Source organism: Arthrobacter sp. PL16 (assembly GCF_035985055.1).
Taxonomy (GTDB): Bacteria; Actinomycetota; Actinomycetes; order Actinomycetales; family Micrococcaceae; genus Arthrobacter_D; species Arthrobacter_D cheniae.
On the sequence record NZ_JAXCIC010000003.1, the window covers coordinates 200,257 to 227,144 of the forward strand.

Genomic DNA, 26,888 nt, shown 5'->3' on the forward strand with positions numbered 1-26,888 from the left:
CCTGTCCCCGTCGACACCGGGGACCCTCGGGTTCCGTCACCGCCCCGCCTCCCACTGGAGCCCCCATGAGCGAACTGCACGAACTCCCAGCCCTCACCCTCCGGGATGCGCTGGTGCGCGGGGACGTCAGTGCCCGTGAAGTCACGGACCACTTCCTCCGGCGGATCGATGTCCTCAATCCGGATCTCGGCTCCTTCATCACCATCACGCACGACCACGCCCTCCGCGCCGCGGACCATGCCGACCGCCTGCACTCCTCCGGCGTCGCCCTCGGTCCGCTGCACGGTGTGCCCCTCGCCCACAAGGACCTCACCGACGTCGCGGGCGTGCGGACCACCCTCGGAACGGCCGCCCTCGATCACGCCGTCGCCGAGAAGGACGCCCCCCTGGCCTCGATCCTGCGACGATCCGGAGCCATCAGCCTCGGCAAGACCCAGGTCCCGGAGTTCGGGTTGAGCTGCTACAGCGAGAACAGCATCGCGCCCCCCGCCCGCAACCCGCTCGACCGGCGTCTCAGCCCGGCCGGCTCCTCGGGCGGCAGTGCCGCAGCGGTGGCCGCCCGGATGATCCCCTTCGCGCCGGGGACGGACGGCGGCGGCTCCATCCGCATCCCCGCTGCGGCAACAGGCCTGGTGGGCCTCAAGCCGAACCGCGGCCGCGTGCCCTCGGGCTCGGGACAGGCGGACCTCGGGCAACTCGTCGTCGCCGGTCCGCTGGCCCACTCCGCCGCCGACGCCGGTCTGCTCCTCGACGCCCTGGTGCAGGAGCCGAACTACCGCCCGACGAGCGCAGCATCACGCTATCCCGGCTCCTTCCTGGAAGCGGCCCTGCGGGCGGAGGGCCGCTTCCGGATCGGCGTCAGCACGGCCTCGCCCTTCTCGGGAGCGATGGACATCAGCCTGGACAGCGCTGCGACGGACGCCCTGCACTCCGGGATCCAGGTGCTGCAGCGGGCCGGGCACGACGTCGTCGACACCGACCTGACCTACGACCGCCGCTACCACGACGCCTTCCAGCTGGTCTGGACCGCCGGTCTCGCCACCGCGCCCATCCCGGACGAGCGCGAGAGCAGGCTGACCGACATCACCCGGGTGCTGCGCCGCAGGGCGATGGGCAGGACTGCGGCGGAACTCGCGGGCGCCGTCGACGTCCTGCGGCAGTTCGAGCAGGACACGATCCAGCAGTATTCCCGCTACGACATGATCCTGACGCCGGCGGTGGCGATGACGCCCCGTCCCATCGGCTGGTACTCCGACGCCGACGGCGACACCGACTACGTGCGGCAGTGCCGGTACTCGCCGTACACCTCGATGGTGAACGTCTGCGGGTTGCCGGCCGTGACCGTCCCCACGCTGCGCCTGCCGGATGGCCTGTCGATGGGCGTGCAGCTCATCGGACGCCCCGGTGAGGAGGCGCAGCTCCTCGCGGTGACGGCACAGATCGAGGCGCTGGGATAGGACCGCGCCGCTTCCGGCCAGATCCTGTTGCGCGGCCGCCTCCGATCCCACAGACTTCTACTCACCGGTAACTTCTGTACCGGCGGGCCGGAAGTCATCGAAGGATCAAAGGAGATCGCGTGCCGAACCTCGCCAACAACCTCGTGGCCACCGCAACGAGGAGTCCCTCGGCGGTGGCCATCAAGCTCGACGACGTCGAGGTGACCTTCGGCGCTCTCGAGGTGCTAAGCCAGAAGGTCGCGACCATCCTCGCGGAGCACGGCGTCCGGCAGGGGGACCGCGTCGCCCTGATCATGCCGAATATTCCCCAAATGGCATTCGTCTATTACGGAGTCCTGCGCGCGGGCGCCGTCGTCGTCCCCCTCAACCCCCTGCTCAAGGGGCGGGAGATCGCCTACCACCTCACGAACTCGGGGGCGCGGCTCGTCTTCGCCTGGGAGGGGATCATCGCCGAGGCCGAGGCGGGAGCCGAGGCTTCCGGCTCCGACGTGGGCAGTGAGGTCGGCGTGATCACCGTGGACAGCGGCGCATTCATGCAGCGCGTGTCCGCCGCGGAGCCCACTCCGGGCGTCGTCGAGCTCGACGGGGAGGACACCGCCGTCGTGCTCTACACCTCCGGCACCACCGGCAGGCCCAAGGGCGCCACGCTCTCGCACACGAACCTCGCCCGCAACACGGAGACGTCCCGCGACCTCATGGGGACCACGGAGGGTGAGGTCCTGTTCGGCGGCCTGCCCTTCTTCCACATCTTCGGGCAGACCTGCGCCCTCAACGCCGCAGTCCTCACCGGGGCCACGGTGACCCTCCTGCCCCGCTTCGAGCCGGGCAAGGCTCTCGAGATCATCGCCCGGGATCACGTGACCATCTTCGAGGGCGTCCCCACGATGTACATCGCGATGCTGCGCCACCCGGGCGTGACGACCACGGATCTCTCCTCCGTCCGCGTCGCGGTCTCCGGCGGCTCCGCACTCCCCGTGGAGGTGCTGCACGAGTTCGAGCGCGTCTTCGAGGCGGACCTCCTGGAGGGGTACGGCCTGTCGGAGACCTCGCCGATCGTGAGCTTCAACCGGGTGGGGCAGCTCCGGAAGCCCGGTTCCATCGGCACCCCGATCGACGGCGTCGAGGTGCGCATGCTCGATCCCGAGGGCGTCGAGGTGGCCCAGGGCGAGGTGGGCGAGCTCGCCGTGCGCGGACACTGCGTCATGAAGGGCTACTGGGAGAACCCGGAGGCCACTGCGGCAGCCATCCCGGACGGCTGGTTCCGCACGGGCGACCTCGCCCGGGTCGATGAGGACGGGCTGCTGTTCATCGTGGACCGCAAGAAGGACGTCATCCTGCGCGGCGGCTACAACGTCTACCCGCGCGAGGTCGAGGAAGTCCTGTACGAACACCCGGCTGTAGCTGAAGCCGCCGTCATCGGGGTGCCGGACGACCTCCACGGCGAGGAGATCGTGGCGGTCGTCGGGATCAAGGCCGAGCACGCGCCCGCCGACGATGCCGCCCGGGATGCGCTCGCGACGGAGATCGTCGAGTTCGCCAAGGAGCGGATGGCGGCCTACAAGTACCCGCGCCGCGTGGTGCTCGTCGACGCGTTGCCCAAGGGCCCCACAGGCAAGATCCTCAAGCGTGAGATCAAGGTCTAACTCCGACGGACTGCGCTGAAGAGGCCGTAGACATGCGCGGCGGCCTCCTCCATCAGCGCCCCGGCATCCCTGATCAGCAGGTCGAGCTCCATCGGTCCGGTCGCGATGGAGAAGGCCGCCGCGAGTCCTGCGTCCTGTACCTCGGCCGCAGTGAGCTGCACACGACCGGCGATTGCCACGACCGCGCAGGTGGCAGGGGCATTCTCTACGACGGCCTGCACCACCTTGCCGCCGAGGGACTGCGAGTCGAAGGAGCCTTCACCCGTCAGGACGAGGTCGGCATCGGTGAGCGCACCGGCCAGTCCGACGGCGTCTGCGACCAGGGCCGAGCCGGGGACGATCTCCGCGTCGAGGAAGGCCACGAGCACGGCGGGCAGTCCGCCGGCGGCACCCGCGCCCGGCAGGTCCAGGACGGCGACACCCGTCAGCTCCTCGAGGATGCCGGCGAGGTGGGCGAGCCCGTGATCGAGGACGACGACGTCATCGGGCGTCGCGCCCTTCTGCGGGCCGAAGACCACGGCGGCGCCCCGCGGGCCACAGAGCGGGTTGTCGACGTCCACCGCGATGCGCCAGCGTGCCTCCCGGGCGCGCGGGTGAATGTCGGAGGTGTCGATCGATGCGAGGGCCGCGAGGGAGCCGCCGCCGGGCGGAAGGGGATCGCCGTCGGCGTCGAGGAAGCGGGCGCCCAGGGCGGACAGGAGCCCCGTGCCGCCGTCGGTGGTCGCTGACCCGCCGATGCAGAGCAGGATCTCCCCGGCGCCGTCGTCGAGGAGCCGACGGGCGATCTCCCCCACGCCGTAACTGGTGGCCGTGAGGGCGTCGAGGGGAAGGTCCGCCACCAGGGGCAGACCGTTGGCTTCCGCCGCCTCGAGGACGCCTCGCGCGTCGGGTCCGTGCTCCGAAGGAGTCGTCGAGATGCCGTATCGCGCGGTGCGCGCCCGGCCGGCGGCGTCGTGGCACCGCGCGGTCCGCGGCTCGGCCCCCCAGGCTGCCAGCAGCGCGTCGAGCGTCCCCTCCCCGCCGTCGGCCAGCGGCGCCAGGACGACGTCGGGCACGGGGTGGCCGAGACGGACGGCGGCCGCGACAACCCCCCTCGACATGGCAAGGGCAGCCTCCGCTGCGGGAAGGCTGCCCTTGAGGGAGTCGGGAGCAAGGACGATCTTGAGCGGGCGCTGATGCGCAGGCGTGGTCACCCGACAACCCTAGCCCTACGTCCAGCCCCGTTCGGGGCCGGAACGGAGGGTGTCAGCCGCCGGACCCGCCGCCGTTGTCCGCCTCGAAATCGGGGGCCACCTCATCCTCGGGGCCGGGTCCGCCGTAGCCGCCCGCCGCCTGCTCCTCGAGCTTGCCGGCCTCGTCCGCGCCCTGTTCCTCGGGATCGCCGGTCGGGGTGTCGCTGGAATTCTCGCTCATGATGCTGCCTTCCGTGATCCGTCTGCCCCTGGCTGGGTGCTGATACTCAGCTTACTGATCATCGGGGGCCCGGCAACCTGCAGAAGGGCGCGACGGGTGTAATCGGCCGCGTTCTTTGGCATGCTGGGGCCATGGCTAATCGAGCGGGCACTGTAGCCCTCCCCACCGACCTCGTCGACGTGACCAAACTGCTCGACGCGTATTTCGACGTCGAGCCCGATCTCGGGGATCCCGCGCAGCGCGTCGCCTTCGGCACCTCGGGCCACCGCGGGTCGTCGCTGAAGTCCTCGTTCAACGAGGGTCACATCGTGGCGATCACCCAGGCGATCGTCGAATACCGTGCGGGGCAGGGCATCACCGGCCCGCTCTTCATGGGCAAGGACACCCATGCGCTGTCCGAGCCGGCGCAGAACACGGCCCTCGAGGTCCTGGCCGCCAACCACGTGAGCGTCCTCATCGACGCCCGCGGCGCCTACACGCCCACCCCTGCCGTCTCGCACGCCATCCTCACGTACAACGCGACACGAACGGAGCAGGCGGACGGCATCGTCATCACCCCGTCGCACAACCCCCCGGGTGATGGCGGCTTCAAGTACAACCCGCCGCACGGAGGGCCCGCCGACTCGGATGCCACCACCTGGATCGCGAATCGCGCCAACGACCTCCTCGAGTCCGGGCTGCGGGGTGTGCAGCGCATGCCGATCTCGCAGGCGCGGACGGCCGAGGGCATCAGCAGCTACGACTTCCTCCAGCACTACGTCGACGACCTCCCGTCGGTCCTGAACCTCGATGCCATCCGCTCGGCGAACGTGCATATCGGCGCAGACCCCATGGGTGGCGCGGCCGTGGACTACTGGGGTGCGATCGGCGAGCGCCACAACCTGAACCTCACCGTGGTCAACCCGACCGTCGATCCGCAGTGGGCGTTCATGACGCTCGACTGGGACGAGAAGATCCGGATGGACTGCTCATCGCAGTACGCCATGGCGTCGCTGATCAAGCAGGCCGGCCAGTTCGACATCGCGACGGGCAATGACGCCGACGCCGACCGCCACGGCATCGTCACGCCCGACGCCGGGCTGATGAACCCGAACCATTACCTCGCCGTCGCCATCCAGTACCTCTACGCGAACCGGCCGAACTGGCGTGCGGACGCCGTGATAGGCAAGACCCTCGTGTCGTCGTCGATCATCGATCGTGTCGCCACAGACCTCGGACGCGTGCTGCAGGAAGTCCCCGTGGGCTTCAAGTGGTTCGTGCCAGGGTTGCTCAGCGGCGAACTGGCGTTCGGCGGCGAGGAGTCTGCCGGAGCGTCCTTCCTCCGCCTCGACGGGAAGCCGTGGAGCACGGACAAGGACGGCATCCTCCTGGCGCTGCTGGCCTCGGAGATCACGGCCGTCACGGGGAAGACGCCGTCCCAGCACTACACGGGCCTGACGGATCGCTTCGGCGCGCCCGTGTACGCACGGATCGATGCAGCAGCGACGCGCGAGCAGAAGGCGGCCCTCGGGAAGCTCTCGCCCTCGGACGTCACCGCCACGACCCTCGCGGGCGAGGAGATCACGGCCCGCCTCACCGAGGCACCCGGCAACGGTGCGCCCGTGGGCGGACTCAAGGTCACGACCGAGAATGCCTGGTTCGCCGCGCGTCCCTCCGGCACGGAGGACGTCTACAAGATCTACGCCGAGTCCTTCCGGGGCGAGGAACACCTGAAGCAGGTGCAGGCCGAGGCGAAGGCCCTCGTGGACAGCGTCATCAGCTGATCCCGCTCAGAGGAGCTTGCGCAGCAGCTTCCTCTTGATCGGACCGAAGGGTGGATACGCGAGGCGCAGCGTGTCCACCCCGGTCGGCTTGGAGAATACCGGCTGTATGTGGCTGAACGTCCTGAAGGATTGCCGCCCGTGGTAGCTGCCCGTCCCGCTCGCACCCACTCCACCGAAGGGCAGGCCGGGGACCGCGAGCTGGATGGTGCACACGTTGTGGGCCAGGCCGCCGGCCTGCACCTGCTCCGTGAAGGCTTCCAGGTGCTCGTCGCGGTCGCTGAAGAGGTAGGCGGCGAGCGGATGCGGCCGCGCTGCGATGAAGCGGATCGCCGCGTCCAGGTCCTCCACCTCGAGGATGGGCAGCAGCGGACCGAAAATCTCCTCCTGCATGAGCGCGGACGTCGGGTCCACCTCCCTCAGGACGGTCGGCTCGATGTAGCGGTCGGCGCGATCATGCCGGCCACCGGAGACGACGGTGCCACCGTCCATCAGGCCCACGACCCGGTCGAAGTGGTGCTCGTTGATGATGCGCCCGTAGTCGCCCGAGGTCCTCGGGTCGCTGCCGTAGAAGTCCCGGACCGCAGCCGCGAGCGCGTCGGCGAGGACGGGCGCGGCGGCCGGCGTGGTCAGGACGTAGTCGGGCGCCACGCACGTCTGGGCTGCGTTCATGAACTTGCCGTAGGCGATGCGGCGGGCCGCGGCACGCAGGTCCCCGCCGACGACGACGGCCGGTGACTTGCCGCCCAGCTCGAGCGTCACCGGCGTGAGGTGCTCGGCCGCGGCCTTCATCACGATCTTCCCCACGCGCTCACCGCCCGTGTAGAACACGTGGTCGAACGGCTGCGCCAGCAGGTCGGTGCTGACCTCGACGCCCCCTTCGACGACCGCGACGGCATCCCGATCCAGATACTGCGGCACGAGGCGTGCGAGCACCCGGGAGGTCGAGGCTGCGAGTTCGCTGGGCTTGAGCACCGCGGCGTTTCCCGCGGCCAGCGCTCCGACGAGCGGCGCCAGCACGAGATTCAACGGGTAGTTCCAGGGTCCGATGATCAGGACGACGCCGAGGGGCCGGGCCTGGGCCCATGCGCGGGCGGGACGCAGCCCCCCGGGCACCGCGATCCTCTCCCGCGCCATCCAGCGGTCGAGGTGCTTCAGCGCGTAGTCGATCTCGGCCCGGACGGCGGCGACCTCCGAGAGGAACCCCTCCGTCCGGCTCTTGCCGAGGTCCTCCTCAAGGGCGCCGGTAAGTTCGTCCTCGCGCTCGGTGAGCAGGCGGCGCAGTGCTTCGAGCTGGGCGCGCCTCCAGCCGGCGGGCCGGGTGGTTCCCGCCTGAAAGGTTCGGCGCAGGTCGGCCAGGAGTTCCACGGCGCTCATTAGTTGCCCTTCCGTTCGGCAGGAACGCCGGGGCGCCCGGTGAAGTGGTCCATGGAGCTGTACACCTTGAACACGCGCCCGGCGACGACGTCCCACACGGGTTGCGGCAGCAGGTTGCGGAGCGTGCCCGCGAGCTGGACGGTCCAGGGCAGCTGGACACGCGCCCTCCCCGCGAGAGTGGCGCGCCAGGCCTTGTCGACCACGTACTCCGGTTCCATGAGTGGAGTCATCAGCGGGCCGCGGGCACCCTCGAACATGCCGGTCCTGATGTAGCTCGGGATGAGCGTGGTGACGGCGATGGGGTGACCGGCCGCGACCAGTTCGAGGCGGAGGGAATCGCTCCAGCCGATCACCGCCCACTTGGAGGCTGCATAGACGCTCATGCGCGGAACCGCGAGAGTCCCCGAGGCGGACGCCACGTTCAGGATCCGGGCGTCGGTCGCGCGTTCGATCATGGCCGGAAGGAACGCCCGCGTGATGTGCATCGGACCACCGGTGTTGATGCGGAGGGTGAGGTCTATGTCGTCGAGGTGGTCGTGCTCCCAGAAGTACTTGCCGCGCACGATCCCGGCGTTGTTCACCAGCACGTCCGGCACGCCGACGTCGTTCAGGACGGCGCCCGCCGCCGCCCGGACGGATTCGATCGAGGCCACGTCGACGACGTAGCTGTGAAGGGAGGCGCCGCTGGAACCGAGGCTCGCCACCACCTCGTCGAGGGCCCGGCCATCGATGTCCCAGAGCACGACGGCGGCAGCCCCCTCGCGTGCAGCACGCTCGGCGTACAACCTGCCCATCCCCATCCCCGCACCGGTCACCAGCACGGTGCGTCCCAGAACCGTGAATGCCATCGCCTGCTCCTCCGCTCGCTGACAAGCAACGTAACATCCCGGTCACGTGCTGCGGATAGGATTTCCGGAAACCCCTCGACCATCTTCGGAAGGCACACCTATGAGCGCACGGAGCATCACGTGGACACTGCACGGGGACGGCAAGAACGTCCGCCCGGGCGGCTTCGTCGCTCCCGACGAGCGGCTTTCCTGGCCCCGGACCATCGGCATCGGTGCGCAGCACGTGGTCGCGATGTTCGGCGCCACGTTCCTCGTCCCGCTCATCACCGGGTTCCCGCCGTCGACCACGCTGCTGTTCTCGGGGATCGGAACCCTCCTGTTCCTCATCATCACTGCCGGGAAGGTGCCGAGCTACCTCGGTTCGAGCTTCGCATTCATCGCGCCGATCGCTGCGGCGCAGTCCCAGCACGGAGCGGCCGGAGCCCTGGGCGGCATCATCATGGCCGGGGCCGCGCTCGCGATCATCGGGCTGATCGTGCACAGGGCCGGGGCACGCTGGATCCAGGTGGCCATGCCGCCGATCGTCACGGGTTCCATCGTGGCGCTGATCGGCCTCAACCTCGCGCCGACCGCCAAGGCCAGCTTCGAGCAGGCACCCCTCACAGCCCTTGTCACGGTGATCGCGATCCTGCTCGTCACGGTCCTGTTCAAAGGTATCCTCGGGCGGCTCTCCATCCTCGTCGGAGTGCTGGCGGGCTACGTCGTCGCGATGTTCCGCGGCGAGGTGGACTTCGCGGCGATCGGCGACGCCGCGTGGATAGGGCTGCCCGACTTCGCGGCACCCGAGTTCCACCTGTCCGTGGTGGGACTCTTCATCCCCGTGGTCCTCGTCCTCGTCGCGGAGAACATCGGGCACGTGAAGTCCGTGGCCGCGATGACCAACCGGGACCTCGATCCCATGACGGGCCGGGCCCTGATGGCCGACGGGCTCGCGACCATGATCGCGGGTGCCGGCGGTGGATCCGGAACCACCACGTATGCCGAGAACATCGGCGTGATGGCCGCATCACGCGTCTACTCGACGGCGGCCTACTGGGTGGCGGGTATCGTCGCCATCCTGCTCAGCCTCTTCCCGAAGTTCGGCGCGCTCATCGCCACCGTCCCGCCCGGGGTGCTCGGCGGCGCGGGAGTGGTCCTGTACGGCATGATCGGCATCCTCGGTGTCCGTATCTGGGTCCAGAACCAGGTCAACTTCTCCAATCCGATCAACCTCTCCACGGCGGGTGTGGCGCTCGTGATCGGCATCGCGGACTTCACGTGGACCGTCGGAGACCTGAGCTTCGCGGGCATCGCCCTCGGCACGGCCGCGGCATTGATCATCTTCCACGGGATGACGGCGATCGCCCGCGTCCGCGGCAGCGAGCACGTCGCCGGGCCGGAGGAACTCGAATCGAGCGACCACGGCAGCAGGCCCTCGAAGCTCGGCTGACCCGTGTCCGATGGAAGAATGGACGGCATGCCCCGCCGACCCGCGCCTCGTCCCCGATGAACAATTCCCGGGAGGCCTGGGCCTCTCCGGAGTGGCGTCAGCAGGCGGTGCCGTGGATCGACCTCGTCCTGGAGTCCTTCGGTGTGACGCGCCTGGGACCGATCGAACAGCAGCGGATCCGTTTCTGGTCCACGCAACTGACCGTGCCCACGGACCACGGGACGCTGTGGTTCAAGGAGAACAACCTCGGGCAGTTCGCTGAAGCCTCGATCATGTCGCTCCTCGGCGAACTCGCACCGGACCATGTCGCGGCTCCCCTCGCCATCGAGCCCTCGCGGGGCTGGCTGCTGACAGCGGACCACGGCGCCACGCTGGATACCCTGGACGTGGACGACGCCTCGCTCTGGGCGCGCATCACCGGCGACTTCGCCGACCTGCAGCAAGCCGTGGCGCCTCATGGCGAGCGGCTGTCCCGGGCCGGGCTCGTTCTCATGAACCCGGAGGTGGCCGCCAACTTCGTCGAGAACCAGCTGCTGCTGCACACGGGCCTGCCGGCGGAGCACCCGCTGTACCTGTCCGCGGAGGAGGCGGACGACGTCGTGCGCCGCCTGCCGGCCATTTCCGACGCGGTGGAGGTGCTGCGCGGCGTCGCCGTGCCACTCTCGCTCGATCACAACGATCTGCACGCGCGGAACTGTTTCCTCCCCGGTGGGAGCACCGATCCGCTGCGGTTCTTCGACTTCGCCGATTCCTACTGGGCGCACCCGTTCAGCGCCCTGCTGGTACCCATCACGCAGATGCGGGCGCAGTGGAACACGACGGCGGACGATCCCCGGATCCAGGCCGTCGTCGACGCCTACCTCGAGCGCTGGACGTCCTATGCCCCGCTGCCGGAACTTCGAGCTGCTGTCGAGCCCGCCCTGAGGCTTGCGGCAGTGCACCGGTACGGATCGTGGCTGCGCCTGCTGGTCTATGCGGACGACGAGTCGATGCGCGCCTACGCCCCGGCGGCGCTCGCGCACCTGCGGACCCTTTCGGATCCTGTCCTCGAAAACTGATGACCCCTTGACTGCCCTCCCTGCGCGTGCGAGTGTTCTACAACGATGTAGACAACGATGTAAACGGGCCGAGCGAGGTCGTCGCCTGCCCACTCCCCCATCGAAAGGACCACGTGATAATGACGTCACGTCACAGATTCTGGTCGCGCCCGGCGAGTATCGTCGCCGTGCTGACCCTTGCGCTGGCAGGTGCGGCTATGCCGGCGTCGGCGGACCCGAAGACCCCGGCAGCACCCACCGCCCTCACGCAGCAGTCCGCCGCCGGCAGCCTCGATGACCTGGTGGGCGGCAAGTCCGTGGTCGGAGCGACCAGCCCCATCCACGATCCGGCGCTCATCATCGATGACGCCGGCACCTGGTACGTCTACTCCACGGGCCTGCTCGCCCGGGAGAACGGCGGCACCATCCAGATGTGGTCCTCGCGCGACGAAGGCACCACCTGGGAGTACACGGGTACGGTGTGGGACGAGATCCCCGCCTGGATCGACGAGCGCTACGCGGACGGGGTGCTCCCCGAGAACCTCTGGGCGCCGGAGATCTACGAGAACGACGGCACCTACTACCTCTACTATTCGGCCTCGCGCTTCGGCACCGACAACTCCATCACGGCTCTAGCCACGAACACGACACTGAACCCCGAGGACCCCGACTACGAGTGGGTGGATCAGGGTCTCGTCGTCGAGTCCCCGGTCATGGGCCTCGATCCGGGCAATCCCGACAAGACCTTCAACGCCATCGACGCCGGGATCATCGAGGACGCCGACGGCAAGCCCTACATGTCCATCGGTTCCTTCTGGTACGGGATCTTCCTGGTGCCCCTCGAATGGCCCAGCGGCAAGCCGGTGGAGGACTGGCAGTCGCAGACCGTCAATATCGCGGACCGCTTCGTCCCGGGCAACCCCATCGAGGCGCCCTACATCATCCACCGCGACGGCTACTACTACCTGTTCACCTCGTTCGACTTCTGCTGCCGCGGCGCGGACTCCACCTACAAGATCGCCGTGGGCCGCTCGGAATCCATCACCGGCCCCTACCTGGACAAGGAGGGCCGCGACATGTTTGGCGGCGGCGGATCGATCCTCCTCGAATCCCACGGCGCGATGAACGGCGTCGGCGGCCAGTCCGTCTTCGGCGACTACCTCGCGTTCCACTACTACGACCGCACCAACACAGCGGCCCCGTACATCCCGACCCTCGGCCTGCAGAAGATGGGCTGGGAGGACGGCTGGCCCACGGTCGACCAGACCGTCGAGCTGCCCGAGCTCGTGTCGGCTCCCGCGGCAGCGACTGTCCGGGACGGACACAAGGCGCACTTCACGGCGAGCGCCACCGGCACCCCTGAACCCGTCGCGGTCTGGGAGAGCTCGGACGACGACGGCGCCACCTGGCAGCCTGCCGATGTCACACAGCGTGCGGAGCGGAACGACGACGGCACCTACACGTCGGCGGTCGAGGTCAAGAAGGCCCTGGCCACCCAGGACGGGCGGCTGTTCCGGGCAACCTTCTCCAATCCCCACGGCACGGTGACCACGGACCCCGTGGAGCTGACCGTGAACGCGAAACCCGGCAAGGGCCGCATGTAGACCCTGCGGCGTCCATCACCAGGGCGCCGCAGTCATCAGGCTCGATGGGTCAGCGGTGGGCGCGATACCCCGATGATCCATCGACACCAGGGGACCCGGTTGCGGGAGTGGCCGCAACCGGGTTTCCGCATTCAGGAAGCCCGCTCCGGCTGGTCCCGCCCCGACCCGACCTCGCCTACCGGTCGAGGGAACTGCCCTGGGGCCATGCGGACCGTGCGGTCATGCAGGCGGCCAGCACGTCGGCGGCATCGGAGACGAGGCCATCGACGCCGAGATCGAGCAACCGGTCCATGTCCTCACGGTCGTTGATGGTCCACACATGGACCTGGAGACCTGCAGCGTGGCAGGCCTCCACGAATCGTCCCGTGACGACGCGCACGCCGCGGTACGTCTCGGGGACCTGAAGCGCCTGCACTCCGGCGATCCGGGCAAGCGGGGCGGCTAGGCCCGAGGGGGCGAGGAGCTTCAGGAGTGCGTTCACGGCCATTCCCGCAGAGGACGCCGTCGGAGCATCGAGCAGGCGCAGCACCCGCCTGCGGCGCCTGTCCGAGAAGGAGGCCAGGAGCACCCGGTCGTGCACGGCCATGCGGTTGACGAGATCAGCGAAGGGCTGCACGCAATCGTCGCTCTTGACGTCGATGTTCAGCCGCAGGCCGGGCCAGCGGCGCAGGACATCCTCGAGCGTCGGGATTCCGCCGCCCCCGCCGACCTGCAGTCCGCCCAGTTCCTCCGCAGTCCGTGCGGAAACCAGCCCGGGCGTGCCGGTCACGCGGTGCAGCTCCTCGTCGTGGAAGACCATCACCACCCCGTCCCGCGACGCACGGACATCGATCTCGAGGTACCCGAAGCCGAGATCCACGGCGCGCCCGAAGGACGCCAGGGTGTTCTCGCCGCCCTCGGGCGCGAAGCCGCGATGCGAGAACGCGAGGGGCTGGGGCCGGCCGGACGGGCCGGCCGGGGAGTCCAGGTAGGGGTAGCGGCCGCGCTCAGATCGTGCGGAGCCGGGCAAGCCGTTCCTCCAGTACCTGCGCCACGCCATCCTCGTCGAAGGGCGGTGCGACGAGGTTCGCGGCGGCCAGCGCATCCGCGTGGCCGGATGCCATGGCGTAGCCGAAGCCCGCCCAGTCGAGCATCTGCACGTCGTTCGGCATGTCACCGAAGGCGACGACGTCGGCGGCGTCGATCCCGCGTTCCGCCGCGTACCGGGCAAGCGTGACCGACTTGTTGATGTCCGGGACGGCCATCTCGAGGAGCGCCATGGTGGGCGCGGAGTGCGTCGTCGAGACAAGGTGCCCGACAGCGGGCCTGACGGCCGCGAGGAACTCGTCCGGCGAGATGTTCTTCTCCCTGGCCAGGAACTTCACGACCTGCTCCCCCGGCAGCGAATGCTCGAAGGGCTGCGCCGTGATACCGCCGAGGAGCTCGGAGGTGGCCGGGTCCGCGAAACCCGACTCCACCTTGAAGCCCGAGACCGTCTCCGCGGCGAAGGTCGCCGCCGGGAAAAGACCGCGGATGATATCGCGAGCGGCATAGACGTCCTCGGCTCCCAGCAGCTTCGCGTCGAGGACTCGCTCGCCCTCGAGGTCGTAGGTGAGGGCGCCGTTCGAGCAGATGACGATCCCGGTGTGCCCGAGCTGCTCCCGCAACGGCTGCAGCCAGCGTGGCGGCCTGCCCGTGACGAAGACGACGTCGACCCCTGCCTTCGTACACGCCCGGAACGCGCGGATGGTGCGCTCGCTCATCCTGCCGTCGTGTCCCACGACGGTCCCGTCCATGTCGCTCGCCACGAGGCGCATCGCTGACTCCTTCAGGTTCTGGACTTCCACCCTACCGGCGGCCGCACCGGCCGCCGGGATGGGTGCCTTACTGCTCGAACGTGCCGACCAGCCGGGCCCGCCCGATCGAGTGCGAGAACAGGTTGAACCCGAGGTAGGCCGGCGTGGCTTCGGCCGGGATGTCGAGGAACTCGACGTCCACCGCGTGCACCACCACGTGATAGTGGTGCGGGCCGTGGCCGGCAGGAGGTGCGGCGCCCACGAAACCGGCGAAGCCGCCGTCGTTCCGCAGCTGGACGGCTCCCTTCGGCAGGAGGTCCGAGCCGTCCGTACCCGCGCCGGCGGGCAGCGCGGTGGTGGTCGCGGGCAGGTTGAACACGGCCCAGTGCCAGAAACCACTCGCGGTCGGCGCGTCGGGGTCGTAGACGGTCACCGCGAAGCTCTTCGTGCCCTCGGGGAAACCGCTCCAGCTGAGCTGCGGGGACTGGTCCTCGCCGCCTGCGCCCATCACGCCGGACGCCTGTGCGGCGTCGAGCGGCTCATTGTGGGTGATGCTCTCGCTGGTCAGCTCGAACTCGGGTACCTGCGGAAGGTCTGCGTACGGATCGCGGGTCATCGCTGTGCTCCTCTGGGGATCATCGGGTGGTCTTCGAACTGCCTTCGGGCCTATGGAACGCGGCGGAGCGTCAGGTATGCGCCATCTCGCTCCGTGAGGGCGGATTCGCGCCCGCACGGGAGACCGTGATGGCCGCTGCCCGGGCCGCGTACTGCAGCATTCCGGCGAGCTGCCCGAGGTTCATTCGGCGCAGCTCGTCCCGACGATGGGCGCCATCGAGTTCCAGATCCACGAGGGCCGCGAGGAGCGCGGCCATGAACGAGTCACCCGCACCCACCGTGTCGACGACGCTGGTCGAAGGCGCGGGTACGGACACCTCGCCCGCACGGCAAACACCCCACGGACCCTTCGAACCACGCGTCACGACGACAACGGCGGCACCTGCTTCCAGCCAGGCGCGCGCGGACTGCTCGGGGGTCCGGTCCGGGTACAGCCATGCGAGATCCTCGTCGGAGGCCTTGACCACATCGGCGAGCGCCACGAATTTCTCGGCCTGTTCCCTGGCGTATTCGGGGTTCCGGATGATGGACGGCCTGCAGTTGGGATCGTAGCTGACCGTCACCAGCGGGTGGGCCGCGATGACGAGCGACAGGACCTCGTCCGCTCCCGGCGACAGCATCGTGGCGATCGAGCCGGTGTGCAGCAGCGTGGATCCGTCGAGGAGGCTGTCCTTCTGCTCAGCGAGCGCCGGTAGCTCCCAGACGAGCTGGAAGTCGTAGGACGCGCCTCCCGCCGGGTCCAGGCGTGCGGTGGCGACGCTGGTGGGCGAGCCGTCAGGCTCGACCGGGAACGGGACCGAGTTGTCGCGGAGGTGCTGCCGGACCATGCGGCCGTACTCGTCGTCGCCGTACCGGCCGACGAACTGCGCGGGATGACCGAGCCGTGCGAGCCCGACAGCGACGTTCATCGGGCTGCCACCCACGTGCGCGCGCATGGAGGCGGTGTCGCTGACGACTTCGTCGATGAGGGTTTCCCCGATAACGGTAAGCACGCTTTCAACGTACCAGCCGACGGTCATCGGTCACTCGGACTTTTCCCTTGCCCCCGGATCCTGGTCGGCGTCGACCAGGATCATCCCGCACCGGGCACTCCTGTCCGCACCCGTCCCGCGTCATCCTCCTGCACCGCACCGGGCCCTAGTCGGCGTCCGCCCTGAGCACCGGTCGCGTCTCGGGGATGGGCCGGCCGCGGAACCGCCGGACACTGTAGGCGATCAGGACGAGGGCGATGACCGAGGAGGCGATCAGGCTGATGCCCGTTCCTGCTCCGCCGAAGAGCCACCATCGGTCCTCGAGGAACCACCAGGACGGCACCTGCGGCTGCAGGATCCAGACGAGGCCGAAGCTCATGATCAGGAGGGCACTCGCGCAGCTGATGGCGATCCGGGGGATGGTCCTGACCCCGATCGCGGCTGCACGATAGGCGTTCGCCTTCAGCGGCTTCAGGTAGCGACGTGCCCAGTGGTACTGCTGGGACAGGACGGCGAGACCTGCTGCGCAGAGCAGCAGCCCGGGTCCAGGCAAGACGAGGGCAGCGACGCCGAGCACCACGAGGGTCCAACCGACCACCTCGATCACGGTGCGGCGGACCCAGCCATGGACCCGCTCTTTCGCTGCCATGAACTCAGGATGACACAGGAAGCTGGGCAGGTACGACGCTCAGCAGCTGTCCGGTGCCTACCACCCCGAGAAGGCGAACGGTTGGGGAACAATAGGCGAGATACATGCGTTTGCATGAACATACCGGTACGGGTGTACCGGATCCAACGAAGGAGGACAGCGTGACTGCTCAGACCGAAGGTCTCCACCACGTCACCGCGATCGCCGGTGACCCCCAGAAGAACATCGACTTCTACATCAGGGGACTGGGGCTGCGCCTGGTCAAGAGGACCGTGAACTTCGATGATCCCGGCACCTACCACCTGTACTACGGCGACGAGTCCGGCCGCCCCGGCTCGCTGCTGACCTTCTTTCCCTGGCAGGGGATCCGCAGCGGACGCGTGGGCAGCGGGCAGTCGACCACCACGGCCTTCTCGGTCCCACAGGGCACTCTCGGCTGGTGGCAGGAGCACTTCAGGGCGATCGGCGTCGAGTCGGCCATCTCCCGCGCCTCGTCGGAGGAGGAACGCCTCTCGCTGCGCGATCCCGATGGCCTGCAGATCGACCTCGTGGCCTCGTCCGTCTCGGACCCCCGCAACCCGTGGGACTCCGCGTCCATTCCCGCCGAGTACGCCGTGCGCGGCCAGCACTCGTCCGTCCTGACGGTCCAGGACCCCACCCGAACCCTCGAGACCCTCACGCGCGACCTCGGAATGAACGTCCTCGCGGAGAAGGACGGCCGCTACCGCCTCAGTACGCACAACGGCGAACCCGGCACCGTCGTCGACGTCGTCACGGACCCGCGCGGTGAGCGCGGCCTCGTGGCCGGCGGCACCGTGCACCACATCGCCTTCCGCGTGCCCGACCAGCAGACGCAGGAACTGTGGCGCCAGGAGCTGGCCGAGCGCGGCTACGGCGTGACGGCGATCCTCGACCGCCAGTACTTCACCTCGATCTACTTCCGTGAGCCCGGTGGAACACTGCTGGAGATCGCCACCGACACGCCGGGCTTCGACATCGACGAGCCCCTGCTGGAACTCGGCCGCTCCCTGAAGCTGCCGCCGTGGCTCGAGCCGAACCGCGAGGCCATCTCCCACGCGGTCGCGAAGATCGAGCTGCCCCCGGAGAACAACCCGGCCGTCCAGGCCTTCTTCAAGTAGGAGTGCGGACATGAACACCACGCATGAGTGGCCCCACCTGTTCAGCGCAGGAGCACCAGGCACACCCGTGCTGCTGCTCCTGCACGGCACGGGCGGCACCGAGCAGGACCTCCTGCCGCTCGCGGAGCGGCTCGCTCCCGGCGCCGGGTATCTCGCACCGCGGGGTCCGGTGCAGGAACACGGCATGAACCGCTGGTTCCGCCGCTTCGGGGAAGGCCTGTTCGACGTCGACGACGTCGTCCTTCGCGCCGGCGAGCTCGCCGGTTTCATCGAGTGGGCCCGGACGCACTACGGGATCGCCGACCGTCCGCTCGTCGCCGTCGGCTTCTCCAACGGTGCGAACATCGCGCTGGGCGCCGTGTTGCTGCACCCGGACACCGTCGCGACCGCCGTCGCCTTCTCCGGGATGTATCCGCTGGACGGGCGGAGCATCGAGGCAGACCTGTCCGGATCCTCGATCGCCCTGTTCAACGGGAAGGCCGATCCCATGGCCCCCACCGACAGTGTGGTCCGCGTCGGTTCGATCCTCGAGAGCCGCGGCGCCGAAGTAAGCCGGTACGTCCGTGAGGGCGGCCACGGTATCCATCCCACCGAGGTAGACGGCGCAGCCGCCTGGATCGCCTCGCACACCCGGAAGGTCACGCAATGACCGAAGCAACAACCGACCACAACGGTCTCGCCCTCAAGGCGACCGCGCTCGCTCGACTCCACTCCGCTCCCGAGATCCTGCAGGTCGTCAACGTGTGGGACGTCATCAGCGCGAGAACCATCGCCGATATCCCCGGTACGAAGGCCCTCGCCACGGCGAGCCACTCCATTGCGGCGTCGCTCGGCTACGACGACGGCGAGAACATTCCCGTCGCGGAGATGATCGCGGCCGTCGGCCGCATCGCCGCAGCAACGGACCTGCCCGTCTCCGCCGATCTCGAGTCGGGCTACGGCGATCCGGAGGACACCGTGCGCCGGGCGATCGGCGTCGGAATCGTCGGAGCGAACATCGAGGACCAGATGCGTCCGCTCCCCGAGGCAGTGGCGCAGATGGAAGCCGTGCTCAAGGCAGGCCAGGCAGAGGGCATCGATTTCGTGCTCAACGCCCGCACCGACGCCTTCGTCAAGGCCGGCGACCGTGACCCCGAGGAGGTGCTGGCCGACGCCGTCGAGCGCGGCAAGGCGTACCTTGCAATCGGCGCCACGAACGTCTTCGTGCCGGGACTGCTCGACGAGCGCGCCGTGACCACGCTCGTCCAGGCCTTCGGCCCGCAGCGCCTCAGCGTCATCAACGTACCCGGGAGCCTCGCACCGTCCCGCCTGCAGGAACTCGGCGTCGCCCGCATCTCCTACGGGCCGTGGACGCAGCGTGTGGCCCTGACCGCGCTGGCGAACTCGGCTCGCGAGCTGCTGGCCGGCGGAGCCCTGCCCGAGGGTACCCTCCCCCTCAATTAGGACCCGCAGGTGTCAGGACCCCGGTCAGCCCGCAGCGGGCAGGCCGGGGTCCGCTGCATCCACGGCCGCCGCCAGGAGCTCGACGACGGTGTCCCACGCCTTGGAGCCAGGGGTGATGATGGCGAAATGGTCGCCCGGAACGACGACGAGTTCCGCCCTCGCGCCCGCCGCCGTCGCCGCCCGGACGTAGCTCTCCGACTGGCTGAGCGGCACCGTGGTGTCCTTCTTCCCGTGCACCGCGTAGACGGGAACGTCCAGCGGGACGGCGGTGATGGGATCCGCGAGGCGATAGCGCTCCGGATCGTCCGCCTCCGGAACACCCATCAGGTTCACGACAGCGTCGTCGCTGAGGCCCAGGTCCCGTGCCTCCCGCAGGTTGAGGACTCCGGCCTGGCTGACGACGCCGGTGAGCTTCACTGCCGGAATGCGGGGACCCGGCGCGCCTGCAGGCATTCCCGGGCGGCCGGCGGCCCACACGGCGAGGTGCCCGCCCGCCGAGTGCCCGAGCGCCGTCGTCGAGCGGAGGTCCAGCCCGTGCTCCGCCGCTGCGGTGGCGAGGTGGTCGATACCGGCCGCGACGTCGTCGAAGGTGGCAGGCCACCCGCCACCGCCGCCCGCCCTCCGGTACTCCAGGTTCCAGCAGGCATAGCCGCGCGCCACGAGGTCCTCGGCGAGTGGCTTGCCGAGCTCGGCGCCGTAGGTGGAGCGCCAGTAGCCGCCGTGGATGATGACGACGACGCCGAGCACCTCCCCGGTGGGCAGGTAGAGGTCCGCGAACTGGCTCGCGTCCTCGCCGTAGGCGTAGCGCTGCGGTGCCACGGAGGGTGCCTGCGCATCCGCCTTGATGCCGCAGGCTGCGAGGACGGCTGCACCGACGGCGGCCGCGAGGGTAAGGACGGAGCGTCGACCCACAGGATTCACGGGGACAGCGTATCCGTCACCAGGGTTGGCTACGATGAAGGCTCTCCTCGGAAAGGCTTGGTGCATGGGCGCATGGGATGATCTCGACGAGCGGCTGCGGCCCGGCGTCGAGGCGCATACGCGCGAGTACGAGCGCGTACGGCCGGCCCTGGACCGCGTCACCGCCGCGATGCGGGACAGCATCGCCGCAATCTTCGACGGGACCGACCTCAAGCCCCTGTTCGTCACCGGGCGCACCAAGACGGTGGAGTCCTTCCGCGACAAGGCTTCACGCACCCTGCCGTCCCCGGACCCCGGCCTGCCGCCGGTCCTCGTGTTCCCGGAACCCATGCGCAACCTCACCGACCTGGTGGGCCTCCGCATCATCACCACGCTCCCGCACGAGGTGGACCTGGCGGCGAACCAGCTCAAGCGCCAGCGCCACGAGTTCGACTGCCGCGGCGACCGGGAGAAGGACATCGGCTCCATCGAATCCGGCACGTACGGCTACTCGAGCCGCCACCTCATCATGCGCACTATCCACAACGAGGTCGTCCGCGCCTTCTGGCAGGCCGTGGACCCCGAGACCAAAGCCGCCGGCAGTTACCTGTTCGAGGTGCAGGTGCGCACGGTGCTGGCCCACGCCTGGTCCGAGATCGAGCACGACATCCGGTTCAAGGCATCCAACCCGAAGGCCTGGAGCCCCTACTTCGACCGGCAGTTCACCGGAACGGCAGCCATGCTCGAGACCGTGGAGTCGGTCTTCGCCGAACTGCACGAGCGGTACGAGACGGTCACCGGGTTCTGGGACGAGGACGGGGAGGGCAGTGCGCCCCTCACGCCCAACCGCATCCGCGACGTGTGGCAGACACTGCTCCCCCACGTGGACCGGAAGTCGGACGACAACTGGGGCTGGGCCGCCGAACTGCTCGCCGCCCATGGGCTGAAGACCACGCTCGAACTGGTGTCCCTCCTGCAGTCCGACACCATCACCACGGTGCGGAAGGCGCTCGACCACCGGTATTCACCCGGTCCCGACCGGCTACTGGACGACATGCTGCTCTGGCACTACGGCGAGCGCCACATAGACCTCACCGCGGAAGCGCCCGACGCCGACAGCACACCCCGCCGCGACAGCCTCGAGCGGAGGCGCCGACAGATGGAGATGTACAGGGCGCTGCACCCCGGCGAGGGCTGACCTGCGTGGGCGGTTCCTCGTGTCGGTCCGGCCGCTGCCGTGGAAGACTGCTGGCATGAAGGCCCCAGCGCGCGATCACGACCTCGTCCTCTTCGGTGCCACCGGCTTCGTCGGTGAACTGATCGCCGGATACCTTGCGGACCACGCTCCACCGGACCTGCGCATCGGGCTCGCCGGAAGGTCGAGGGTGAAGCTCGAGGCGGTACACTCCAGGCTGCCCGTCGCCGCACACGACTGGGCCCTCATCGAGGCCGACTCGGAGCACCCTGACTCACTCGCTGCGCTGGCCGCGGGCACCAGGGTTCTCTTCACCACGGTGGGTCCCTACGCGAAGTACGGGCTGCCCGTCGTCGAGGCGTGTGCCCGCGCCGGCACCCACTACGGGGACCTGACGGGCGAGGTGTCCTTCGTCCGTGAAGCCATCGATCGCTGCGACGCCCTGGCAAGGACCACCGGTGCACGGATCGTCCATGCGTGCGGCTACGACTCCGTCCCGTCGGACCTCGCGGTGCTCCTCCTGCACCAGGCCGTGGAGGCCGACGGCGCAGGCGGACTGACCGAGGTGCAGCTCGTCGCCAGGGCGAAGGGTGGCTTCAGCGGCGGCACCATCGAGTCGATGCGCGGGCAGCTCGACGGCATGCGGGCGGACCCTGTGCTGCGATCGCTCGCGGGGGATCCCTACTCCCTCAGTCCGGACCGGACGGCGGAGCCCTCGACCCGGCAGCCGTCAGACCTGGGGTGGGTCGGCCGTTCGGAGGACGGCCTGTGGACCGCACCCTTCATCATGGCATCGGCGAATACGCGGATCGTGCGTCGCAGCAACGCCCTGCAGGGTTGGGCCTACGGTCGGTCCCTGCGCTACGGCGAGGTGATGGGTATCGGGCGGGGGCCCGTCGGCGCCGTCACCGCCGAAGCGACGGCGCTCGGCCTCCGGGTGTTCGGAGCCGCACTGGCCCTGCCCCCCACGAGGCAATTGATGGACCGCGTCCTTCCGTCGCCCGGTGCGGGCCCGAGCGAAGCCGTGCGGCGCTCGGGCTGGTTCCGGTCCCAGGTCACTGCTTCCACGGAGGGCGGCCGGCGGTACCGGGCCGTCGCAGCCGGGCCGGGTGACCCGGGATACGCCGCCACCGCCGTGATGGCCGGTGAGACTGCGCTCTCCCTGGCCCTCGACGGCGACCGCCTGCCGCCCACCGCAGGATCGCTGACCCCGGCGACCGCACTCGGCGACGTCCTGGTGCAGCGGCTGCGCGCGGCGGGCCACACCTACGAGGTCACGTCCCTCACCTGACGCAGGAAGGCTGCACTGGTCATACGTGGTGCACCGTACCTGTGGCCACCCTCTGATATCGCGGGTCACGGTGAGCGTGCGTGGGTCGATCATGTCCAGGGTCAGCGAGTTCCGGCCCGGTACTTTCCTGCGCGACGCACCAGCCGGTCTGCTGAGGAAAGGCCCTTGACCCGGGCCAGCTCGTACTCGATGGCGACGGCCATCCGCTCGCAGAACGCCCGCCCTTCGTCGGCGGCGTCGGGCCGTTCGTCCACCACGTGGTCCACGACGCCCCGCTCGACCAGCGCAGCGACCTTCACCCCCTGCGCCTCAGCCATCTCCGGAGCCCGATCCACCGTCCGGTGCACGATCGCGCTCGCACCCTCCGGGGGTAACGGCGAGAGCCAGGCATGCTCGGCGGCGATGGTGCTGTCGGCGGGTAGCAGCGCGAGCGCCCCTCCACCCGCACCCTGTCCCAGCAGCACGGACACCGACGGCGATGCGATCCCGATGAGGTCGTGCAGGGAACGGGCGATCTCACCGGCGAGCCCGCCCTCCTCGGCCTCCTTCGACAGGTCCGCGCCTGCGGTGTCGATGACCGTGAGCAGGGGCAGGCCGAGTTCCTCGGCGAGCTTCATGCCGCGGCGGGCTTCGCGCAGCGACGCCGGCCCCATCACGGAGTCACCCGGCTGGCGGGGCCGCTGGTGCCCGAGCACGATGCACGGCTGCTCACCGAAGCGTGCCAGGGCGAGCAGGAGTCCCGGGTCCTTCTCCCCCTGGCCCGTACCGTTCAGGGGCAGGACGTCCCGGGCACCGTAGGCGAGCAGGCGCCGGAGGTCGGGCCTCCGGCGATTGCGGGAGATGAGGATCGAGGCCCACGCGTCACCGGTCCCCGGGCGGACGGATGCCGTCGGCGGAGGCTCGGGTATGGCGGACGGCTTCGCGAGCAGCACGGTCAGGGCCTTTTCGACGATCCCCGCCAGGTGCTCGGGCGGGACGACGGCGTCGATGAGGCCCTTGTCGAAGAGGTTCTCGGCGGTCTGGACTCCGGGCGGGAACGGCTTCCCGTACAGCGCCTCGTAGACGCGGGGACCCAGGAACCCGAGCAGCGCCCCCGGTTCCGCTACCGTGACGTGGCCGAGGGAACCCCAGGATGCCATGACGCCGCCGGTCGTCGGATGCCTGAGGTAGACGAGGTACGGCAGTCCGGCCTGCCGATGGGCCCGGACGGCCCCGGTGATGTCCACCATGGACAGGAACGCCGGTGTTCCCTCCTGCATGCGCGTACCGCCCGAGGCCGGCCCGGCGAGCAGGGGTAACCGCTCCGCCGTGGCCCGGAGGATCGCCGCGGTGATCCGGTGCGCGGCAGCACTCCCGATCGAGCCTGCGAGGAACGTGAACTCCGAGACGATGACGGCCACGCGTCGGCCGTGGATGAGCCCCTCACCCGTCAGGACGGATTCGTCGGCACCGCTCTTCTCCCGAGCCCGCCGTAGCTCCTCCTCATAGGACGCGGTGGCGCCGGGGTACGGCGTGGGCACGGCACTGTCCCACGAGGCGAAGGACCCCGTGTCGAGCACCGCGTCGATGAGCTCGAGGGCCGTCAGGTGCCTGGCCGGAGCATCGGAGCTCACGCGCCGGCACCGCCGGGCGCGGGTTGCGCGAGCCAGGCGCGGATTGCCGCACCGTCGCCGTCGAGCAGTGGCGGGGCCGTATGGCTGGTGGTCGTGGTCTCGGAGGTGCCGTCGAAGAAGCGCAGTGGCGGTCCGGGCAGGGCGATGTCGCCGAGGACCGGATGCTGCACGGTCATGAGCAGCCCCTGCGAGTGCACCTGCTCCCAGGCGTACACCTCATCGAGGGTGCGCACCTTGCCGGCGGGTATGCCCGCCTCATTGAGTCTGGTGAGCAGCGGCTCGGCCTGGTAGGCGGAGAAGGCATCCTCGATGACGCCGATCAGCAGGTCCCGGTTCCGCACGCGGTCCGCGTTGGTGGCGAACTCCGGCCTGGCGGCGTCGATCCCGAAGGCCGCCGTGAAGGTGGCCCACAGCTTCTCGCTGCCCACGCTGATCTGCACCTTGCCACCGCGGCAGCTGAACAGGCCGTACGGCGCGATCGACGGGTGGTGGTTGCCCTGCGCCTGCGGCACCTCGCCGGCCACGGTGGTCCGTGTCCCCTGGAAGGCGTGGACTCCGATGATGGCCGCCAGCAGCGAGGTACGCACCACCTGTCCCCGGCCCGTCTGCTCGCGCTCCAGCAGGGCGGCGACGGCGCCGTACGCTCCGTACATCCCGGACAGGAGGTCCGCGATGGGGACGCCCACGCGCTGCGGATTGTCAGGGTCCGGCCCGGTGATCGACATGAGTCCTGCCTCACCCTGGACGATCTGGTCGTACCCGCTGCGCTTCGCCTCGGGCCCGTCATGGCCGAAGCCCGTGATGGAGAGGATGACCAGGCCGGGGTTGAGTTCGAGCATCGCGTCCGTCGAGAAGCCGAGCCGATCGAGGACACCGGTCCGGAAGTTCTCGATCACGACGTCGGCACGGCGCAGCAGTTCCGTGAGCACGGATCTGCCGTCGTCGCTCTTGAGGTCCAGCGCGATCGACTCCTTGTTCCTGTTGCAGGACAGGAAGTAGGTGGACTGCCGATCATCCTCCGGACCCACGAAGGGCGGCCCCCACCCTCGGGTATCGTCACCGGTCCCGGGGGTCTCGACCTTGATCACGCGCGCACCGAGGTCCCCGAGCATCATCCCGGCGTGCGGGCCTGCGAGCGCCCGGCTGAGGTCGACGACGAGGCGCCCGGCGAGCGGGCCCCCGCGTCCACCGCTCCCGTCGATGGTGGCTTCGGATGTCTCGGCGTTCATTCTTCCTCCGGAGTTGCTCGTGCGGTGGCGTGCGGACGGACGGCTTACAGCCAGCCCGGCACCACGAGGACGAGCCACGCGATGACCGGACCGGCGACCACGACGATCGCGCCGTAGCCGAGGATCTGCTTGTAGAAGCGCTCCTTGTCCGTCCCCTCCGGTGCATTGGCGAGCACGAGGGCACCGTTGGTGGAGAAGGGCGAGACGTCGACGATGGTGGAGGACACCGCCAGGGCGCACACCACGCCGACCGCGCCCACGGCACCGGTCTCGAGGAACGGGATGGCGAGGGGGATCAGGGCCGCGAGGATCGCCGTCGACGAGGCGAAGGCGGAGACCACGGCGCCGATGTAGCAGATGAGCAGCGCCGCGAGCAGCGGCATACCGAGGCCTGCGACGCCATCGGATACGTACTCGATCGTCCCGGCGGCCTCCAGGACACCCACGAACGTGAGCATGCCGCAGATGAGCAGCACGGTGGACCAGGCGATCTTGTTGACGGCACCGCTCTGGGCCTTCGGCGAGATCAGCGCGAGAATGACGGCGACCGTGATGGCGACGAATCCGACATCGACCTTGAAGCCGAGCGCGATGACGGCGAGCGCGATCAGGCCGATGATGGTGGCGACCTGCGAGATGCGGTCCTCGCGTGTCGTCGCGGTGGCGACACCGCCGTCGCCCGCCGGGTCACGAGGACCGTAGGTGCCGCTGCCGGTGCCCTTGTAGGCGACGTCCGCGCGGCGCGCCCCAGGACTCGCATTGAGCCGGGCTTCGGCCGCCTCCTCGACGAAGTGGGTCATCCGCGAGGACATGAGCGTCCGCCCGCCGAGGACGACGAAGAGCACGACGGCGATGAGCAGGTTGAAGATGAAGCTGGCGAGGAAGAGGGCGAGGGGGCTCGAATCGAAGCCGGATCCGCCGACGATGTCATTGACGATCACGCCGTAGACCGCGATGGGTGAGAACCCGCCGGCCTGTGCGCCGTGGACCACCATCATGCCCATGAGGAGCGGGGAGATCTTGTGGCGGGCCGCGAAACCGAGCGCCACCGGAGCCATGATGGCGACAGCGGCGGGGCCGAGGGCGCCGACCGCGGTGATGACGGCGGTGATCAGGAACATGACCCACGGGATGAGGGCCACGCGGTTGCGGACGAGTTTCACCGCGCCCCGGACGAGAAGGTCGATGGTGCCGTTGTTCTGGGCGATGGCGAAGAGGTAGGTCACCCCCACGAGGGTGAGGAAGAGCCCGCCCGGGAACTCGGCGATGATGTCGTCGGTCTCCATGCCGAGGAAGACCGCGCCGAGGAGGAACGCCCCCACGAACGCGAGTGCGCCCATGTTGATGGGCAGCAGGGTGGCTATCAGGAACATCGCCGCGAGGATGATGATCGATAGGAGTGGAGCGGACATCGTTATCCTCCAGCGGGCGACGGACAGGGTGATGTGACCTGAAGCACAGGACCACTGGACTAGCCTGTAGGAGAGTGGGTGTCCCTGT

At 69.3% G+C, this 26,888-nt stretch carries 24 protein-coding genes; 11 read left to right on the top strand and 13 right to left on the bottom strand.

All coding sequences use genetic code 11. From position 1 onward, the window contains the following. Nucleotides 1-65: 65 nt before the first annotated feature. Both RCH21_RS08160 and RCH21_RS08165 read left to right on the top strand, forming a co-directional pair. Entirely contained in the window at nucleotides 66-1,457 is a 1,392-nt protein-coding gene (locus RCH21_RS08160; RefSeq protein ID WP_326963947.1) for an amidase, read from the top strand. A gap of 119 nt (nucleotides 1,458-1,576) precedes the next feature. Beyond that, the gene (locus RCH21_RS08165; protein ID WP_326963948.1) at nucleotides 1,577-3,100 is read left to right on the top strand and encodes a long-chain-fatty-acid--CoA ligase; all 1,524 of its coding nucleotides are present in this window, start codon (nucleotides 1,577-1,579) and stop codon (nucleotides 3,098-3,100) included. Here the strand turns inward: RCH21_RS08165 and RCH21_RS08170 are convergent. Further along, nucleotides 3,097-4,293, bottom strand: coding sequence for a glycerate kinase (locus RCH21_RS08170; RefSeq protein ID WP_326963949.1), 1,197 nt, complete (start codon nucleotides 4,291-4,293; stop codon nucleotides 3,097-3,099). The genes RCH21_RS08165 and RCH21_RS08170 overlap by 4 nt on opposite strands. Nucleotides 4,294-4,345: 52 nt before the next feature. Further along, complete coding sequence (locus tag RCH21_RS08175; RefSeq protein WP_326963950.1) at nucleotides 4,346-4,513, bottom strand: hypothetical protein; 168 nt, start codon at nucleotides 4,511-4,513, stop codon at nucleotides 4,346-4,348. A 131-nt stretch (nucleotides 4,514-4,644) separates the two neighbouring features. On the opposite strand from RCH21_RS08175, the gene pgm reads away from it, so the two are divergent. Next, nucleotides 4,645-6,276 carry a phosphoglucomutase (alpha-D-glucose-1,6-bisphosphate-dependent) gene (gene pgm / locus RCH21_RS08180; protein WP_120148821.1) on the top strand — a complete coding sequence of 544 codons (1,632 nt, stop codon included), beginning with the start codon at nucleotides 4,645-4,647 and terminating at the stop codon, nucleotides 6,274-6,276. Between the two features lie 6 nt (nucleotides 6,277-6,282). Here pgm and RCH21_RS08185 read toward each other — a convergent pair whose 3' ends face one another. Continuing rightward, the gene (locus tag RCH21_RS08185; RefSeq protein ID WP_326963951.1) at nucleotides 6,283-7,650 is read right to left on the bottom strand and encodes an aldehyde dehydrogenase family protein; all 1,368 of its coding nucleotides are present in this window, start codon (nucleotides 7,648-7,650) and stop codon (nucleotides 6,283-6,285) included. Beyond that, nucleotides 7,650-8,498, bottom strand: coding sequence for an SDR family NAD(P)-dependent oxidoreductase (locus tag RCH21_RS08190; protein ID WP_326963952.1), 849 nt, complete (start codon nucleotides 8,496-8,498; stop codon nucleotides 7,650-7,652). The genes RCH21_RS08185 and RCH21_RS08190 overlap by 1 nt, the downstream gene beginning before the upstream one ends. 100 nt (nucleotides 8,499-8,598) lie before the next feature. Between RCH21_RS08190 and RCH21_RS08195 the strand changes: the two genes are divergently transcribed. The 3 genes from RCH21_RS08195 (at nucleotide 8,599) to RCH21_RS08205 (ending at nucleotide 12,568) form a co-directional block, all read left to right on the top strand. After that, complete coding sequence (locus tag RCH21_RS08195) at nucleotides 8,599-9,927, top strand: uracil-xanthine permease family protein (RefSeq protein WP_326963953.1); 1,329 nt, start codon at nucleotides 8,599-8,601, stop codon at nucleotides 9,925-9,927. Nucleotides 9,928-9,983: 56 nt separating this feature from the next. Beyond that, entirely contained in the window at nucleotides 9,984-10,985 is a 1,002-nt protein-coding gene (locus RCH21_RS08200) for a hypothetical protein (protein ID WP_326963954.1), read from the top strand. A 119-nt stretch (nucleotides 10,986-11,104) separates the two neighbouring features. Continuing rightward, complete coding sequence (locus RCH21_RS08205; protein ID WP_326963955.1) at nucleotides 11,105-12,568, top strand: glycoside hydrolase family 43 protein; 1,464 nt, start codon at nucleotides 11,105-11,107, stop codon at nucleotides 12,566-12,568. 175 nt (nucleotides 12,569-12,743) lie between these two features. Here the strand turns inward: RCH21_RS08205 and RCH21_RS08210 are convergent, their stop codons facing one another. From RCH21_RS08210 to RCH21_RS08230, 5 genes are all read right to left on the bottom strand, one after another. Further along, the gene (locus tag RCH21_RS08210) at nucleotides 12,744-13,577 is read right to left on the bottom strand and encodes a glycerophosphodiester phosphodiesterase family protein (protein ID WP_326963956.1); all 834 of its coding nucleotides are present in this window, start codon (nucleotides 13,575-13,577) and stop codon (nucleotides 12,744-12,746) included. Beyond that, complete coding sequence (locus RCH21_RS08215; protein WP_120148828.1) at nucleotides 13,555-14,364, bottom strand: HAD family hydrolase; 810 nt, start codon at nucleotides 14,362-14,364, stop codon at nucleotides 13,555-13,557. Before RCH21_RS08215 ends, RCH21_RS08210 begins: the two co-directional genes overlap by 23 nt. 67 nt (nucleotides 14,365-14,431) lie before the next feature. Then, nucleotides 14,432-14,959, bottom strand: a complete 528-nt coding sequence (locus RCH21_RS08220) for a YbhB/YbcL family Raf kinase inhibitor-like protein (RefSeq protein WP_326963957.1) — start codon at nucleotides 14,957-14,959, stop codon at nucleotides 14,432-14,434. Nucleotides 14,960-15,029: 70 nt separating this feature from the next. Further along, nucleotides 15,030-15,950, bottom strand: a complete 921-nt coding sequence (locus RCH21_RS08225) for a carbohydrate kinase family protein (RefSeq protein ID WP_326963958.1) — start codon at nucleotides 15,948-15,950, stop codon at nucleotides 15,030-15,032. Between the two features lie 145 nt (nucleotides 15,951-16,095). Next, nucleotides 16,096-16,578: a PGPGW domain-containing protein gene (locus RCH21_RS08230; protein ID WP_326963959.1), complete on the bottom strand. Its 483-nt coding sequence runs from the start codon at nucleotides 16,576-16,578 to the stop codon at nucleotides 16,096-16,098. Between the two features lie 161 nt (nucleotides 16,579-16,739). On the opposite strand from RCH21_RS08230, the gene RCH21_RS08235 reads away from it, so the two are divergent. The 3 genes from RCH21_RS08235 to RCH21_RS08245 are packed head-to-tail and all read left to right on the top strand — an operon-like array spanning nucleotide 16,740 to nucleotide 19,160. Next, a complete protein-coding gene (locus tag RCH21_RS08235) occupies nucleotides 16,740-17,717 on the top strand; it encodes a ring-cleaving dioxygenase (protein ID WP_326963960.1) in 978 nt (325 codons plus the stop codon). A 10-nt stretch (nucleotides 17,718-17,727) separates the two neighbouring features. Then, entirely contained in the window at nucleotides 17,728-18,366 is a 639-nt protein-coding gene (locus tag RCH21_RS08240) for an alpha/beta hydrolase (protein WP_326963961.1), read from the top strand. Further along, nucleotides 18,363-19,160, top strand: a complete 798-nt coding sequence (locus RCH21_RS08245; RefSeq protein ID WP_326963962.1) for an isocitrate lyase/PEP mutase family protein — start codon at nucleotides 18,363-18,365, stop codon at nucleotides 19,158-19,160. Before RCH21_RS08240 ends, RCH21_RS08245 begins: the two co-directional genes overlap by 4 nt. Nucleotides 19,161-19,184: 24 nt before the next feature. Here the strand turns inward: RCH21_RS08245 and RCH21_RS08250 are convergent, their stop codons facing one another. Beyond that, nucleotides 19,185-20,081: an alpha/beta hydrolase family protein gene (locus RCH21_RS08250; RefSeq protein WP_442784684.1), complete on the bottom strand. Its 897-nt coding sequence runs from the start codon at nucleotides 20,079-20,081 to the stop codon at nucleotides 19,185-19,187. 64 nt (nucleotides 20,082-20,145) lie between these two features. Here RCH21_RS08250 and RCH21_RS08255 point away from each other — a divergent pair, with 64 nt between their 5' ends. Both RCH21_RS08255 and RCH21_RS08260 read left to right on the top strand, forming a co-directional pair. Beyond that, nucleotides 20,146-21,258: a GTP pyrophosphokinase gene (locus RCH21_RS08255; RefSeq protein ID WP_326963963.1), complete on the top strand. Its 1,113-nt coding sequence runs from the start codon at nucleotides 20,146-20,148 to the stop codon at nucleotides 21,256-21,258. 55 nt (nucleotides 21,259-21,313) lie between these two features. After that, complete coding sequence (locus RCH21_RS08260; RefSeq protein ID WP_326963964.1) at nucleotides 21,314-22,546, top strand: saccharopine dehydrogenase family protein; 1,233 nt, start codon at nucleotides 21,314-21,316, stop codon at nucleotides 22,544-22,546. A 101-nt stretch (nucleotides 22,547-22,647) separates the two neighbouring features. On the opposite strand, the gene RCH21_RS08265 is transcribed toward RCH21_RS08260, so the two are convergent. The 3 genes from RCH21_RS08265 to RCH21_RS08275 are packed head-to-tail and all read right to left on the bottom strand — an operon-like array spanning nucleotide 22,648 to nucleotide 26,800. Further along, a complete protein-coding gene (locus RCH21_RS08265) occupies nucleotides 22,648-24,159 on the bottom strand; it encodes a carboxyl transferase domain-containing protein (RefSeq protein ID WP_326963965.1) in 1,512 nt (503 codons plus the stop codon). Then, nucleotides 24,156-25,388 carry a CaiB/BaiF CoA transferase family protein gene (locus RCH21_RS08270; protein WP_326963966.1) on the bottom strand — a complete coding sequence of 411 codons (1,233 nt, stop codon included), beginning with the start codon at nucleotides 25,386-25,388 and terminating at the stop codon, nucleotides 24,156-24,158. The genes RCH21_RS08265 and RCH21_RS08270 overlap by 4 nt, the downstream gene beginning before the upstream one ends. Before the next feature lie 44 nt (nucleotides 25,389-25,432). Then, nucleotides 25,433-26,800 (bottom strand): SLC13 family permease, encoded by a 1,368-nt coding sequence (locus RCH21_RS08275; protein WP_326963967.1) that lies wholly within the window; start codon nucleotides 26,798-26,800, stop codon nucleotides 25,433-25,435. Nucleotides 26,801-26,888: the final 88 nt, after the last annotated feature.

Bases quoted from the DNA above. Each gene is read 5' to 3' on its own strand.
- RCH21_RS08275 (WP_326963967.1), bottom strand. From the start codon at position 26,800: ATGTCCGCTCCACTCCTATCGATCATCATCCTCGCGGCGATGTTCCTG.
- RCH21_RS08270 (WP_326963966.1), bottom strand. From the start codon at position 25,388: ATGAACGCCGAGACATCCGAAGCCACCATCGACGGGAGCGGTGGACGC.
- RCH21_RS08185 (WP_326963951.1), bottom strand. From the start codon at position 7,650: ATGAGCGCCGTGGAACTCCTGGCCGACCTGCGCCGAACCTTTCAGGCG.
- RCH21_RS08175 (WP_326963950.1), bottom strand. From the start codon at position 4,513: ATGAGCGAGAATTCCAGCGACACCCCGACCGGCGATCCCGAGGAACAG.
- RCH21_RS08220 (WP_326963957.1), bottom strand. From the start codon at position 14,959: ATGACCCGCGATCCGTACGCAGACCTTCCGCAGGTACCCGAGTTCGAG.
- RCH21_RS08245 (WP_326963962.1), top strand. From the start codon at position 18,363: ATGACCGAAGCAACAACCGACCACAACGGTCTCGCCCTCAAGGCGACC.
- RCH21_RS08195 (WP_326963953.1), top strand. From the start codon at position 8,599: ATGAGCGCACGGAGCATCACGTGGACACTGCACGGGGACGGCAAGAAC.
- pgm (WP_120148821.1), top strand. From the start codon at position 4,645: ATGGCTAATCGAGCGGGCACTGTAGCCCTCCCCACCGACCTCGTCGAC.
- RCH21_RS08230 (WP_326963959.1), bottom strand. From the start codon at position 16,578: ATGGCAGCGAAAGAGCGGGTCCATGGCTGGGTCCGCCGCACCGTGATC.
- RCH21_RS08205 (WP_326963955.1), top strand. From the start codon at position 11,105: ATGACGTCACGTCACAGATTCTGGTCGCGCCCGGCGAGTATCGTCGCC.
- RCH21_RS08255 (WP_326963963.1), top strand. From the start codon at position 20,146: ATGGGCGCATGGGATGATCTCGACGAGCGGCTGCGGCCCGGCGTCGAG.
- RCH21_RS08215 (WP_120148828.1), bottom strand. From the start codon at position 14,364: ATGCGCCTCGTGGCGAGCGACATGGACGGGACCGTCGTGGGACACGAC.
- RCH21_RS08200 (WP_326963954.1), top strand. From the start codon at position 9,984: ATGAACAATTCCCGGGAGGCCTGGGCCTCTCCGGAGTGGCGTCAGCAG.
- RCH21_RS08260 (WP_326963964.1), top strand. From the start codon at position 21,314: ATGAAGGCCCCAGCGCGCGATCACGACCTCGTCCTCTTCGGTGCCACC.
- RCH21_RS08240 (WP_326963961.1), top strand. From the start codon at position 17,728: ATGAACACCACGCATGAGTGGCCCCACCTGTTCAGCGCAGGAGCACCA.
- RCH21_RS08190 (WP_326963952.1), bottom strand. From the start codon at position 8,498: ATGGCATTCACGGTTCTGGGACGCACCGTGCTGGTGACCGGTGCGGGG.
- RCH21_RS08160 (WP_326963947.1), top strand. From the start codon at position 66: ATGAGCGAACTGCACGAACTCCCAGCCCTCACCCTCCGGGATGCGCTG.